Below are 13,727 nucleotides of genomic sequence, written 5' to 3'. Positions count from 1 at the left end.
TCACATCGGTTCGGAAGCAGCTCTATGTACCTCTCAGCTTCACCTGCTGCTAACTAATGCCATGGTAAGACACGTACCAATCGGCAAATTGCTGCAAGCCGACCTCGATCGGCGTCTCGGGCTTGAACCCGACCGCCTGTTGCAGCCGCTCCGTCGACGCATAGGTAGCGGGAACGTCGCCGGCCTTGATCGGCTCGAACCGCTTATCGAATACGATCGTCCTGCCCGCGGCGCGGCTCAAGCATCGTTCCAGCGTCTCAATGAACACCATCAGCTTCTCCGGCCTGTTGTTGCCGATGTTGAACAGCTGGTGCGGCACCTCACCTGTCGGCGCATGGCCGAGCAGTCGCTCCAACCCGGCTACAATATCATCGATATACGTGAAATCCCGGTACAGATCATGCTCGAGGTCGCCATTGTTGTAGATCGGAATCGATTTACCGGCGAAGTGCATGTTGGCGAACTTGTAATACGACATATCGGGTCTACCCATCGGGCCATATACCGTGAAGAAGCGCAGGCCCGTCGCCGGAATGCGGAACAGATGGCTGTACGTATACGCCATCAGCTCATTCGACTTCTTCGTCGACGCATACAGCGAGATCGGCGTATCCGTCATATCCGTCTCCTCGAACGGCACCTTCTTGTTCGCCCCGTACACCGAGCTCGACGACGCATAGATCAGATGCTCCACCGGATACTGCCTGCACGCCTCCAGCACGTTGTAGAAGCCGAGCACATTGCTGCTCATGTATACATCAGGCTGATCGATCGAATGCAGCACGCCCGCCTGCGCGGCGAGATGGATGACGACGTTCGGACGATGCGTCGCGAAGCTTGTACGTATCAGCGACTTGTCCGAGATGTCGCCCTTAATGAAGTGGAACGACTCATAGCCCTTCAGCTGCGCGAGCCGCTCCTCCTTCAGCTTCAACTCATAATAGCTGTTCATATTATCAAGACCGATGACGCGAGCGCCTGCATCGAGCAGCCTCTTCGCCATATGGCAGCCGATGAAGCCGGCCGCTCCGGTAATGAGATATACGTTAGCTGGATCGTACTGAGGTTCGTTCACGCTGCTTGGACTCCTTTAACTCGGCTCTTGCGGCCGCCTTCCTTCCGATCGAATAATATTCGACACCTGCTGCCGCCATCGCTTCCACCGCATATATATTTCTACCATCATACACTAACGGCGTTCGCATGATCAACGTGTACACCTCTGGCTGCAACGCCTTAATCTCTCCCCACTCGGTGAAAATAAAGCAGACATTCGCCCCCCTCAGCGCCTCCTCGACCTCACGCACATACGTGATCCGTCCGTTGCCGTTAGGCCCCTCGGGATACAAGCGGGCGAAGTTATCCGCGCCTACGGGATCGTAGGCATAGATGTCGGCGCCCTGCTGCAGCAGCAGAGGCACATTCTCCAGCGAAGCCGCTTCTCGCAGATCATCCGTCCCCGGCTTGAACGTCAAGCCGAGCACCGCCACCTTCAGTCCGTTGAAGGTAATGAGCCGGTTGCACGCCTTGCGGTACAGCACCGTCTTCTGGTCCTTATTCACATCGATCGCAGCCTTCACCGTTCTCAGCTCATAGCCATGCTGACGCGCGAGGTAATCGAGCGCCTTCGTATCCTTCGGGAAGCACGAGCCGCCGTAGCCGATCCCGGCCCCGAGGAACTTCGCCCCGATCCGCTCGTCGTAGCTCATCCCCTGCGCCACGTCCTGAATATCGGCTCCGACCAGCTCACACAGGTTCGCAATATCGTTCATGTACGAGATCTTCAGCGCCAAGAAGTCATTCGACGCATACTTGATCATCTCCGCCGAACGGCGGCTCACCGACACGATCGGCAGCCCGAACGGCTCGTACAGCTTCCTCAGCAGCTGCTCCGCCCACTCGCTCTCCGTCCCGATAATGATCCGCTGCGCATGGAGCGTATCCCGCACCGCCGAGCCCTGGGCGAGGAACTCCGGATTCGACGCCACCTCGACCCGTACATCCTGCACGAGGAAGTCGTGCACGAACTGCTCCACCTTATCGTTCGTCCCGACCGGCACGGTCGACTTCACGACGATCAGGCAATCGTTCTCCACCGTCTCCGCAATCTGCCTCGCCGCCGTCGCGATGTACGACAAGTTAGCCGATCCATCGGGCTGCTCCGGCGTACCGACCCCGATGAAGATGACATCGGCATCCCGATACGCCGAGCGGTAATCCGTCGTATAGTGGAGTCGTCCCGCCGCATAATTGCGCTGCATCAGCTCCTCAAGCCCCACCTCATAGATCGGCGATACGCCCGACTTCATGAGCTCGACCTTCCGCTCGTCAATATCGACACACGTCACGTTATACCCAACCTCGGCGAAGCAAGCTCCAGCGACGAGCCCGACATATCCCGTACCGGCTACAGCGATTTTATACATGGTACACACCCTTTGCTTGAGTATGATCTAGCCTCGCTATATGGATTCGATGCTGTGGTGGGAATTACCTCTGCTTGGAATGAAAATAACCGTGACCTGAGGTCACGGTGTAACGCCGAACATATACCAATATTTTGTATCCACACCATATTGGCTAAGTAGACTCTTTTTCTGATTCAAGTATTCCGCCTTCTTCTCAGCCTTCACGCTTGTAACCGTCGCAGCATCGTGACCGTGCTGTTGGAGCTTGCTACCTAATTCATTCAACGCCGCATCGACCATATCGTCGTACTTCTTTACGATCTTTAGAGCCTCGTCCTTATAATAATCTTTCTTCTCCTCCTGCACAACAGGGTCTGTGATGGCTAGGTACTCCGTATGCAGATTAGATATCTCTAGCATTCCAATCATAGCTTGCAGCTTAACCGAATCGTAAGACGACTGGAAGTCGGCAAGTATCGCCTCTACAGATTTCGTGATCGTAGGCGCACCGCCTCCGAAGCCACCTCCACCACCACCGCCTCCGACAGGTCCTGGAGCTGCAGGAGCAGGCTTAGGCTCTTCCTTCTTCGGCTCCTCCTTCTTCACCGGAGGCTTCTCCGCTGGCGGCGTGTCAGCCGCGATCGAGTAGCTCTTCGGGTCCCACACGATCTTGCGTCCGACCGACTCGGAGAAGAAGCGCAGCGGCACGTACAGTCGGTTATCCACGAACAGACCCGGCAGGTCCTCCCCAATCTCCTTCTGCTTCCCGTCGAACACATACTGAACCTTCTCTTGGTACACCGTCACCTGCGTCGGCGCGAGCTGGGACGCATCGAACTGCTCCCGCAGCTTCCCGCCGCGCACCTTCGTATTGAGATTATGCTCTTGAATCTCGATCTTCGCCGTATCCTTCGGTTCCTCTACCGATACTGTATACGAATCTCCGTCCCACTTCACCGCCTTATTCAGTGAATAAGAGAGGAATCGCAATGGCACATACGTACTGCCCTCGTAGATGAAGCTCTTCTGATCCTCCGGCGGCGCGTACTGCTCCCCGTCGAAGACGAACTGCAACGGCACGTAGTAGACGTCGATTTGCTGGGGGGTTTGGGCGGCTTGGGCTGTTCCTGCCAGACTCACAGCAAGAACAGATGCGAGAGCCAACCGCTTTATTTTACTAAGCATATGTGCCTCCTCTTACTGTGTCTCGTTGTATTTTTTCCCTTGACTCAAGCCGTACTTAGCGGCAATTGCAATAAGCTCATTATATTCTTCTTCAGATAGTTTGGCTAGAATGATCTTCTTGGCTTCTTGTTTCTCCTCAAGTGTCAGCCCTCCAGAGGACATTTTCATGAACATCTGAATTTCGGATGTGCTGAGCTTGGAGAGAAGGATGGATGTTACTTTTGCTTTTTCTTTTAATGTGACATTTTCTTTGACTTCAATTGCTTTGTCTTCTGGTACAGCCGCTTCGTATTTAGAAGAAGGTTCTACATTTTTTTCAAGGACCTTCGATTCGCTTGGCTCTGAATGATTATTGTCATGCGATGTGGTTGTTTTTTCAGTAGCGTCTGGTGTTTTAGGTTGTTGAGCCTGCTGCGCCTCTTCCTTAGCTACTGAAGCCGGGTTTCCTTCTGCTTTTACTGAAGGGTTCTCTTGCATATTATGGTTATTAGTCTTGGTGATAGACTGAACTACTGCAGCTACTTCACCAGTACTTACAAAGTTCCCAATAACCTTAGAAAACGTTAGATTTGCTAAAAATGCTACAGCGAGCAGCAAGCTGACAGATATAGAGATGACTACGATTTTTTTTCGCATAGGCACTCCTCTCTTCGTAATTGCTTACGCTAAATGCTTCTTATACCAATCAATCGTTAACTCTAAACCTTGATTAATATCATATTCAGGATTGTAATCCAGAAGCTCTCTAGCTAATGATATGTCTGCTAAAGAATGTGGGATATCCCCTGCACGCGGCGGTCCATAATTAGGAGCGATCTCTTTCTCAAGAAGCTGTGACAGCTTCCGGTACAGTTCGTTCAGGGACGTGTTCTGTCCGTAGGCAATATTGAACGCCTTACCGCTTGCTTCTTTACCAGCTAGGCAGCTCTTCAGGTTAGCTTCAATGACGTTCTCGATGTACGTAAAATCTCGAGTTTGCGAGCCATCACCATTAATCGTCGGGGCTGTATTGTTAAGTAGACACTTTACGAATACAGGAATAACAGCTGCATACGTAGATTGCGGGTCCTGACGTCTACCGAATACGTTAAAGTATCGCAGTCCAACTGTTTCAAGACCGTACATTTCAAAGAAGTTAAGTGCATATAGCTCATTTACCTTCTTGGTTATTGCATATGGTGATAGCGGCTTACCTACACGGCCTTCTACTTTAGGCAAATTAGGCTCGTCCCCGTATACTGATGAAGAAGAAGCATACACAAACTTTTTGACCGTACCCGCTTCAACAGCAGCCTGCATCATGTTAAGCGTGCCATGCACATTGACCGTATCATAATGAAGTGGCATCTTAATGGAGCGAGGCACCGACCCCCATGCAGCCTGATGAAGTATGTAGTCGACTCCTTGACAAGCCTGCTGGCATAGCTCCAAGTCAGTAATGCTGCCTTCGATAAAGTCAAACTCATACTTTTGCTTCAGACCTTCAATATTTTCTTTTCTACCGTTGGAGAGGTCGTCCATAATTTTGACTGTGTACCCCATCTCGAGCAGCGCTTCTGCTAAATTAGCTCCAATAAAGCCAGCTCCACCGGTGATAAGGAAAGTCGAGTTGTCTTGAAATTTCAAATGTCTATATCCCACAAATATCCTCCATCCTAAATCGTGCTCGTGTTACTGATAAGCTTTAATATTGTATTAATGACTTTATCCTGCTCATCCTCAGTCATATTTGATCCGGATGGTAAGCATATTCCGTTATGGAACAATTGATCTGTGACGCTCTCATCGCCGTGTTTATAATAACGATTATCAGAGAATAAAGGTTGCATGTGCAGTGGTTTCCAAACAGGCCTTGCCTCTATGTTTTCAACGGCTAAACCATTAATAATGGTGTTGATATTAGCTACTTCAGGAGTAACGGTCAGAGCAGTAAGCCATCGAGTGGAGACTCCGTACTCACATTCAGGCATAAAGCTTAAGCCTCTAATGTGAGACAGGGCTTCTTGATAACGCCTAAAAATTTGTCGACGAGCCTTAACTCGCTCATCAAGAACTCTGAGTTGTCCTCTACCTATACCTGCAAGTACATTACTCAGTCGATAATTATAGCCAAGCTGACTATGCTGATAATGAGGAGCCTCATCACGTGCCTGCGTAGCGTAAAATCTTGCTTGGTCTAAAGCCTCGACATCGTCAGATACAAGCATTCCACCACCAGAGGTTGTGATGATTTTATTACCATTAAATGAGTAAATGCCAAATCTACCTATAGAACCACTCTTTTTTTCTTTGTACGTTGCACCGAGTGATTCCGCGGCGTCTTCGATAATAGGGACCTCGTAATCATTACACAGATTAGTAATAGCATCATAATCAGCACTTTGGCCATAAAGATTAACAACAATAACTGCCTTAGGCAATTTGCCTAGTTCTCGGCTAGCTTCTAATGCTTTTCTTAAAGCTACAGGTGACATGTTCCATGAATCAGGTTCCGAATCAATAAAGACAGGTTCAGCACCTTGATATAAGATTGGATTGGCACTCGCTACAAAAGTCAAAGATGAACAAAATACGACATCTCCTCTACCCACACCTAGTAACCTTAAAGCAAGATGGATAGCAGCAGTACCCGAGCTTAGAGCTAATGCGCCCTTCGTTCCACAGTAAGAAGCCAGTTCCTGCTCAAACAAGTCTACATTGGCTCCCAACGGTGCTATCCAATTCGTGCGAAACGCCTCTTCAATAAACATCAGTTCTTCTCCACCCATATGAGGAGAAGATAAGTATATTCTTGGTCGAGTAGTCGAATTATTCATTGCTTCGTCCCTCTCTATGTCAGAGCTTTAGCGGGTACCCCTACTACTTTCGTGTTATCTGGGATATTCCGAATGACTACGGAGCCAGCCCCAATCGTCACATAACTTCCAATGTTAGTTTGTTGGATAATAGATGCACCCAGACCCACCCAACTGCATTTCCCCACTGTAACATTTCCCGCAAGATGTGCTCCAGGGGAAATGTGAACTCCAGCGGCTATCGAACAATCATGATCAACTGTACTTCCTGTGTTGATAATAACACCATTACCTATCGTAGCCCCCGCATTAACGGCACTTTGAGCTAAACATACCGTACCTACGCCGATCTCAGCGTACTTACTCACGAATGCTCTGGGATGTATGACCCGAGCTGCACGGTATCCTAGACTAACTGCTTCTTGAAGCAAGGATAGCCTAACGCCATTACTCCCTATTGCTACAACAACATCGACATACTCTGTTACATACTGCTCTAGATTAGAGATGCGATCTATAATACTCCAGCCGTATACATGCGTAACATCCGGATAGTTATCATCCAAGAAGGCAATCTCAGACCATTGGCCAGATTGTTCTGCTGCATCTGCAACTACTTTACCGTGGCCCCCAGCACCAAGTATTATGAGCCTTCTCATGAAGAAATCCCTTTATACTTTTCTACTGTAACATGGCCGTTTTGAGTAATTCCCTCCGACTTAAACACTTTTCGGATAGTCAACCACAAAATCTTAATGTCAAGCTTGAACGAATAATTGTCCACATACCAGACGTCATATTCAAACTTTTGCTCCCAAGAAATCGTATTCCGTCCATTGACTTGAGCCCATCCCGTAATGCCAGGCTTCACATTGTGACGCCTCATTTGTTCTGGTGTATAGAGCTCCAAGTATTCCATAAGCAAAGGTCTTGGACCGACGAGACTGAGGTCCCCTTTAAGCACATTAAATAGTTGCGGTAGCTCATCTAGGCTCAGTTTTCTTAACAATTTTCCAAATGCGGTCAAACGAACTTCATCAGGTAGCAATTTCCCATGCTGGTCCGTATCACTCGTCATTGTGCGAAACTTTAACACATGAATAGGTCTTCCATTCAGGCCCGGACGTTTCTGTTTAAATAATACTGGTGACCCAAGCCTAAGTCGAACTAGAAGGGCAACTAAGACAATGACCGGAGAGAGTATCAGCAATAACGCCAACGATGTAATTATGTCAAAGCTTCTTTTCAGCACATTGTCATCTCCATACTTAATGGATTAGTTTCTCAAACAGGTCAAGCTGAATTTTAACAACTTTATCTTCATCAAATAATTCTTCTACGAGCTTCCTACTCTTATCACCAAATCTCTTTCGCAATGTAGGATCGTCAGCCATTGCCTTCATCTTTTCGTATAAATGTTGTGAGTCACCTTTACGAACCAAGAAACCATTCTCGCTATCAAATACTTCTTCGCGGCAACCTCTAATATCGGTAGCAATGATTGGCTTAGCCAGTGCCATCGCCTCAATTATTGATCTAGGCAACCCTTCTCGATAGGAGGGTAGGACATACACATCACAAATAGATAATAGTTCCGGTACATCTTTACGAAAGCCAGGTGCAATAATGGATGGATCATTCAATAACTGCTTTAGCCTAACTGCGCTCTCTTGATCTCGTTCGCTATCAAGAACATCTCCAATCATAAGTAGCTTAACGTTCGGACAGCTGACCTTCAGCTGATGAAATGCTTCCAATAACTCAAAAATGCCTTTCTCACGAACAAACCGACCGATGAAAGAGAAAACTATATCATGCTCGTTAATACAAAATTGTTCCCTTAAATTTAATTGCTGCTTCTCATCAATCAAGCTCGGATTAAACTTTGTTGTTATATCTACTCCATTACTAATGTGAATAATGCGATTCTTGTTTTTAAAATGATCTGTGTTACATAGCTCATAATCCTCTTTGCTTTGAAGTAACAACCAATCCGTAAACATCCTCGCAAAAAACTTCTCAATTAGATAGAAAGTACGATAAACTGTTGGGGACATATCGTCATGAAAATAAAAACCATGCGCTGTATAAACAATGTTTTTTACACCTGCCAGCTTAGCTGCTACACGGCCTAAAACAGCTGCTATAGGAGTATGGACGTGTACAATGTCATAATTCTCTGTACGCATTAACTTGTATAATTTAATAACTGACTTTATATTTGCAACTGGGCTTATCTTACGATCAATTTTTATATCTATCATAGTGAGGCCTTCAGCTCTCAACCGACTAAATCTTCCCGTATCCGTACAGACATTATGCACAATATAGCCGTGCTCCATCGATTGAAGAATTAAAGGCTTTAGTAAGGCATCAACAGAAAGATCAATGGCGCAAACTTGTAAAATTTTTTTTCACTTTATAATCTCCAAAGGTTAGCATTGTTTGGTTTAGCTTGTACATCTAGCACGCTTTTTACATCAACAATGACCACTCGATTACTTAAGTTAACTATAGGATTAACGATATTCCATCCTTCACAAACAAACTCCTCGTGTGGAACAGCAAGAACAACTGCATCAAAGTTCTCTAGCTTATTCAACGGAATTAATTGAACACCGTACTCATCAAAGACTTCAGTCGGCTCTGCAATTGGGTCCGATACCTCTACAACGATACCAAACTCTTGGAGTTCCTTGATTATATCGATCACCTTTGAATTTCGTATATCAGGTACATTTTCTTTAAATGTAATACCAAGAACGGCTACCTTGGAACCTTGAATAGGAATTCCTGCTAAAATCATTTGTTTAACCAAGGATGTTGCTATAAATTGCCCCATGTTATCGTTTATTCTACGTCCGGCTAGAATAATCTCAGGATGATACCCAACGCTCTCGGCTTTGTGTGTCAAATAGTATGGATCTACACCAATACAATGCCCTCCGACCAAACCAGGGGAAAATTTAAGGAAATTCCATTTAGTACCTGATGCCTTCAAAACCTCAGACGTATCAATATTAAGTCTATCAAAAATAATAGCGAGTTCATTCATCAACGCAATATTTAAGTCGCGCTGAGTATTTTCAATGACCTTAGCTGCCTCAGCGACTTTGATTGAAGAAGCACGATAAACACCTGCTTCAACTACTGAGCCGTATACATCAGCAATGATTGAAGTTGTATTTTCATCTTGACCCGCTACTACTTTTACTATCTTTGTAAAGGTGTGTTCTCTATCACCAGGATTAATTCTTTCTGGCGAGTAGCCGAGAAAAAAATCAGTTCCAGCTTGTAGACCCGAAAATCTCTCAAGAATAGGTAAGCATACTTCTTCAGTAGCTCCTGGATAAACAGTTGACTCAAATACAACAATAGTTCCTGCTTTTAGATGTTTCCCTACCGTTTCAGATGCTTTTTGGAGTGGTGTTAGATCAGGTTGTCGTGCTGCATCAATGGGAGTAGGTACTGCTACAATGATAAAATTGCAGTCACTCAATTTTGCAGAATTTGTTGTAAATTCTATATTAGTATTTTTCAAATCTTCATAGTTGATTTCACCCGTAGAGTCAATATTTCTTTGCAAAGATTCAATCCTCTTTTGGTTGATATCAAAGCCAACGACTGATTCTCTTAAGCCGAATGCAACCGCTACAGGTAAGCCAACATACCCGAGACCAACTATACCTATTTTTCGATTCATCCTTACACCTCTTTATACAGAGACTCGTATTTCAAAACAACTGATTTTATATCAAACAAATCTTTAACTCTTTGTCGTGCTTTCATTTTCAATTCCTCCTTAACATGACTAGGCAGAATTAAGAGTTCATTTATAGCATTAGCTAAAAGTTGTGGGCTCTGTTTCGGCACAACTCTTCCAGTATCCCCAACTATAAACGCTGAATCTCCCACATCAGTAACAACACATAATGTCTCACACGCCATCGCCTCACCTATAACATTAGGGAAGCCTTCTCCGCTTGAAGAGGAAACAAGAACATCTGTCGCAGCCATAATTCTGGGCACATCAATTCTTCTCCCGAGACAATATACGCTTGATCTAAGATTAATCTTCTTAATCAATTGTTGAAGTTCCAGATTATGATGATCTATCCCTTCTCCACACATAAGTATGACAACATCCTTTGAAAGATTTCTTTCCTCAAGAAATTGAATAGCAGACAAGAAATTATTATGATCTTTTAAGATCTCCCAACGTGCTACGAGGCTGATGACATCCACTTCTCTACTAATACCAAGTTCGGAAAGCAAGCTATCCTTAGCATTATTATTCGGGATAAAAAGATCCGTTTCAAATCCATTTGGTATCGTAAGCAGTTTCCGACTACAATATCCTATTGAAATGTGCACCTCTGTAGCTACCTTGGAACAACTAACAACACTAGTTACATACTTTGACAACAAAGCATTGATACGTGCGAGTAGAATAGTTGTCTTTTTATTTTTATTAGACTCTAGATTACTGTGATGGATACCCCATATTAGTTTTGGAACGTTGGCTAGTTTACCTAGAATGAACCCAAAAAGATCAGCATGATACATCCATGTTTGAAGTATGTCTGCGCCCTGTACTATTTTTAGTGCTTTGCGCAAACTCTTAAAATTTGGAATGCCACGTCTCATATCCAATTTGTGTACAGTTACCCCTAGCTTTTCTAGTTTCTCGCCATAAACTCCGTAATCCATCATAGATATTACTTCTAGCACATATTTATTTTTATCTAAGTTTTTAAGCAACTTATAAAGCATTGCTTCAGCCCCACCGTTGCCTAATCCAGTGATAATGTGTACTATCTTTTGTTTCACCATGCTTTTCTCCTAGATTCATTTAATGAGTCCATTTAAACTTGTAACTATATACAGTGAATATAAGGATACTATGAAACAAATTAGTGAGCATTATTGCTATACCAGCACCATCTAATCCGAAATGTCCAATTGCTAAAAATGATGAGATACATAAAACAACTAAAGAAGCAACATTAATTTTCAATTGTTGATGGTACTGACCGGCAACATGCAGTGAAGTACCAATAAAAATAGAAGAATATAAAAAGAGCATCCCTACGGACAAATACACAAGCAAACTCTGATATAACATGTATTCTTCACCAAATATAATATAAAGCAGTTGATCTCCAAAAATGACTGTAATCAATAGCCATCCTACGCCTAATCCAACAGACACCAACGTAGATTTTTTCAAGATCTGATTATACTTGTTACGTTCACCAAGATTATAGTACTTGGATAGTCTAGGAAGCAGAGCCTGGCTTATTGAATTAATAACTGAACTTCCTATTACTGCAAAGTAATAAACAGCCGAAAACACACCGACTGCTTCCAAACTAATTTGTTCAAGCATATATCGGGGGACGTTATTGAATAGATTACTAATCAACACTACAAAAGCCAAAGGGTATGTTCTCTTTAAGACGCTTACAGTCCCCTTAAGGTCTAATTGAAAAGTAACAATTCCAGGCTTAAGTAACATTACGAGTTCAACAATCAAACCAACCAAATAAACAACAATCAATGTATATAATATCGCTACAACACTAGGATAAAATAGCAAAACTACAAAAGAACATACGATAACCAAACTAGCTTTTATTATTTGCGCGATGGTGAGCTTAAAAAAATACTCCTTGCTTTGAAAATATCCATGAATAACGTCTGAAACAAACTCAAGTAACTTCCACGCAAATACTAACATAAAAATTTTCAAGTAAGCAGCATAATCAAACAAAAATGCAATGCTAATTGTCAACAAAAATACAGGAATAAATGAAAACAATCGAATTGAAAGATAGTTACTAACGGTACTATCAATAGCTTGATCTGTTGACATCACACTTTTAAAACTCAGTCCGAAAAAATAAAACATCGGTACACATATTGCTAGTGCAAGTGAAAACACACCTAAATCCTCTTTAGTTGTGAATCTAGCTAGCAATACTATAATTAGCCATTGTGAAAAATAATAGCAACCATAATTCACAAAACTAAGAAGAATGTTTTTTTTCATATGCTAGTACCTTGAAGACTTTTTGTAGAATAAAGTTTACTATAAAAAACTATAAGCACTAGTAAAGGTATACTAAACGCCATGAATAATATGTTAATTCGAAGTTCAGCATGAGTAACAAACCAACCGTATGAATAGCATGTAAACAAATATAGTACAATACCGAGAGCACTTTGTTTTATCGAGATGAACAGGTCCTCAATAACTTTACTCACTACACCGAACACAAAGCCAAAAATGATAATACCTAAAATACCTAGATTATAATAAGAAAACGCAACAACACCTGCTGGTATATCACTCTCAAAAATTCCGCTTAAGAATTCGGTGTTGTAATATACGATTGTTTCCGGTACTTGTAAGTTAAAAATTTTCAGAAAGAACAGAAACGAGTAAGGGAAGTCACTAAAAAATCTATAACTCTCTGTCGAATCTAATGAAGCTTGTATAGAAATAAAAGGATGTGCAAAGTACTGAATAATTCCTGAGAACAGATCTCCCCCAACTACTTCACGCTTATATTCAATTGCATTTAAAACTCCACTATATCCATACTGAATTGAACCAAAAATCTCTTTCCCAAAAAGTATCGTATATAACGATAATGGTAATATTAATATTAAATATCTGAAATAAAACTTATGCTTAATACTCACTATGATAAAATAAGCAATTATAAAAATCATTAAAAAATCAAGACGACCAGCACCAATAATGCCAACTGCTATAGATGAACTTAACGATAAAATTAATAATATAAGCACGAGTTTATTTTTATTAGAAGTTATGAATATTGTTAGAAGTATCCAAAAACTGAGATAAATATTTTTAGTAAAAAGATTTACAATAGCTCCGAAATTTGATCTTTCAACATACCCGCCTCGTATTGCTCCGGCATTTTGAATTACATAAGAAAGACCACCATATGAAATGACAAATAAGATAAAAGCAAGAATTCCAAGAATGAGTAGAATTACCGCAACTTTTATTGGATCTATTTTCTGTTTAATTTTTAAATATAGTCGGGTATTATATTTAGAAAACCTAACATAGAATCCAAGAATTAAAAATACATAAAAAATAAATATTAAAAAAAAGTTGGATGTGAAACTTATCTCGTCCTTGGACGTATATTTCCACGGAATTACTCTGCCTTCATAAAACCATAGAGATACGGGATATATTATATAAGAAACTAAGAAAAACAAATTAATAAAAGTCAACATATCGACTATGCTGTTCTTTTTTCTAATTTTCTCAAATAATATGATTAATAGTCCAAGAATG

Annotated in this window: 13 protein-coding genes; all 13 read right to left on the bottom strand. The window is 42.9% G+C overall.

Annotated features, from left to right (window positions below; all coding sequences use genetic code 11):
• Nucleotides 1-49: 49 nt before the first annotated feature.
• Nucleotides 50-1,075 carry an NAD-dependent epimerase/dehydratase family protein gene (locus tag PAE68_RS07105; protein ID WP_281885471.1) on the bottom strand — a complete coding sequence of 342 codons (1,026 nt, stop codon included), beginning with the start codon at nucleotides 1,073-1,075 and terminating at the stop codon, nucleotides 50-52.
• Entirely contained in the window at nucleotides 1,047-2,426 is a 1,380-nt protein-coding gene (locus PAE68_RS07100) for a UDP-glucose dehydrogenase family protein (protein WP_281885469.1), read from the bottom strand. Before PAE68_RS07100 ends, PAE68_RS07105 begins: the two co-directional genes overlap by 29 nt.
• Before the next feature lie 102 nt (nucleotides 2,427-2,528).
• Nucleotides 2,529-3,593: a copper amine oxidase N-terminal domain-containing protein gene (locus PAE68_RS07095; protein WP_281885467.1), complete on the bottom strand. Its 1,065-nt coding sequence runs from the start codon at nucleotides 3,591-3,593 to the stop codon at nucleotides 2,529-2,531.
• Between the two features lie 12 nt (nucleotides 3,594-3,605).
• The gene (locus PAE68_RS07090) at nucleotides 3,606-4,229 is read right to left on the bottom strand and encodes a hypothetical protein (RefSeq protein WP_281885466.1); all 624 of its coding nucleotides are present in this window, start codon (nucleotides 4,227-4,229) and stop codon (nucleotides 3,606-3,608) included.
• 24 nt (nucleotides 4,230-4,253) lie between these two features.
• Entirely contained in the window at nucleotides 4,254-5,219 is a 966-nt protein-coding gene (locus tag PAE68_RS07085) for an SDR family oxidoreductase (protein ID WP_281885464.1), read from the bottom strand.
• A gap of 29 nt (nucleotides 5,220-5,248) precedes the next feature.
• Entirely contained in the window at nucleotides 5,249-6,409 is a 1,161-nt protein-coding gene (locus PAE68_RS07080; RefSeq protein ID WP_281885462.1) for a DegT/DnrJ/EryC1/StrS family aminotransferase, read from the bottom strand.
• A 14-nt stretch (nucleotides 6,410-6,423) separates the two neighbouring features.
• Complete coding sequence (locus PAE68_RS07075) at nucleotides 6,424-7,047, bottom strand: acetyltransferase (RefSeq protein WP_281885460.1); 624 nt, start codon at nucleotides 7,045-7,047, stop codon at nucleotides 6,424-6,426.
• Nucleotides 7,044-7,637 carry a sugar transferase gene (locus PAE68_RS07070; protein WP_281890946.1) on the bottom strand — a complete coding sequence of 198 codons (594 nt, stop codon included), beginning with the start codon at nucleotides 7,635-7,637 and terminating at the stop codon, nucleotides 7,044-7,046. Before PAE68_RS07070 ends, PAE68_RS07075 begins: the two co-directional genes overlap by 4 nt.
• 19 nt (nucleotides 7,638-7,656) lie before the next feature.
• On the bottom strand, nucleotides 7,657-8,730 hold the full coding sequence (locus PAE68_RS07065) for a glycosyltransferase family 4 protein (RefSeq protein WP_281885458.1): 1,074 nt from the start codon (nucleotides 8,728-8,730) through the stop codon (nucleotides 7,657-7,659).
• A gap of 77 nt (nucleotides 8,731-8,807) precedes the next feature.
• Nucleotides 8,808-10,091 carry a nucleotide sugar dehydrogenase gene (locus PAE68_RS07060; protein WP_281885456.1) on the bottom strand — a complete coding sequence of 428 codons (1,284 nt, stop codon included), beginning with the start codon at nucleotides 10,089-10,091 and terminating at the stop codon, nucleotides 8,808-8,810.
• A 2-nt stretch (nucleotides 10,092-10,093) separates the two neighbouring features.
• Nucleotides 10,094-11,221, bottom strand: coding sequence for a glycosyltransferase (locus tag PAE68_RS07055; protein ID WP_281885454.1), 1,128 nt, complete (start codon nucleotides 11,219-11,221; stop codon nucleotides 10,094-10,096).
• Between the two features lie 19 nt (nucleotides 11,222-11,240).
• Nucleotides 11,241-12,440 carry a lipopolysaccharide biosynthesis protein gene (locus tag PAE68_RS07050; protein WP_281885452.1) on the bottom strand — a complete coding sequence of 400 codons (1,200 nt, stop codon included), beginning with the start codon at nucleotides 12,438-12,440 and terminating at the stop codon, nucleotides 11,241-11,243.
• Complete coding sequence (locus PAE68_RS07045; protein WP_281885450.1) at nucleotides 12,437-13,666, bottom strand: O-antigen polymerase; 1,230 nt, start codon at nucleotides 13,664-13,666, stop codon at nucleotides 12,437-12,439. The genes PAE68_RS07050 and PAE68_RS07045 overlap by 4 nt, the downstream gene beginning before the upstream one ends.
• Nucleotides 13,667-13,727 lie beyond the last annotated feature (61 nt).

Origin of the sequence: Paenibacillus sp. YYML68, assembly GCF_027923405.1 — a bacterium.
Classification (GTDB): domain Bacteria; phylum Bacillota; class Bacilli; order Paenibacillales; family NBRC-103111; genus Paenibacillus_G.
This window is presented reverse-complemented; position numbering and strand designations above follow the sequence as displayed.

Bases quoted from the DNA above. Each gene is read 5' to 3' on its own strand.
- PAE68_RS07045 (WP_281885450.1), bottom strand. From the start codon at position 13,666: ATGTTGACTTTTATTAATTTGTTTTTCTTAGTTTCTTATATAATATAT.
- PAE68_RS07095 (WP_281885467.1), bottom strand. From the start codon at position 3,593: ATGCTTAGTAAAATAAAGCGGTTGGCTCTCGCATCTGTTCTTGCTGTG.
- PAE68_RS07090 (WP_281885466.1), bottom strand. From the start codon at position 4,229: ATGCGAAAAAAAATCGTAGTCATCTCTATATCTGTCAGCTTGCTGCTC.
- PAE68_RS07100 (WP_281885469.1), bottom strand. From the start codon at position 2,426: ATGTATAAAATCGCTGTAGCCGGTACGGGATATGTCGGGCTCGTCGCT.
- PAE68_RS07055 (WP_281885454.1), bottom strand. From the start codon at position 11,221: ATGGTGAAACAAAAGATAGTACACATTATCACTGGATTAGGCAACGGT.
- PAE68_RS07080 (WP_281885462.1), bottom strand. From the start codon at position 6,409: ATGAATAATTCGACTACTCGACCAAGAATATACTTATCTTCTCCTCAT.
- PAE68_RS07050 (WP_281885452.1), bottom strand. From the start codon at position 12,440: ATGAAAAAAAACATTCTTCTTAGTTTTGTGAATTATGGTTGCTATTAT.
- PAE68_RS07075 (WP_281885460.1), bottom strand. From the start codon at position 7,047: ATGAGAAGGCTCATAATACTTGGTGCTGGGGGCCACGGTAAAGTAGTT.
- PAE68_RS07065 (WP_281885458.1), bottom strand. From the start codon at position 8,730: ATGGAGCACGGCTATATTGTGCATAATGTCTGTACGGATACGGGAAGA.
- PAE68_RS07060 (WP_281885456.1), bottom strand. From the start codon at position 10,091: ATGAATCGAAAAATAGGTATAGTTGGTCTCGGGTATGTTGGCTTACCT.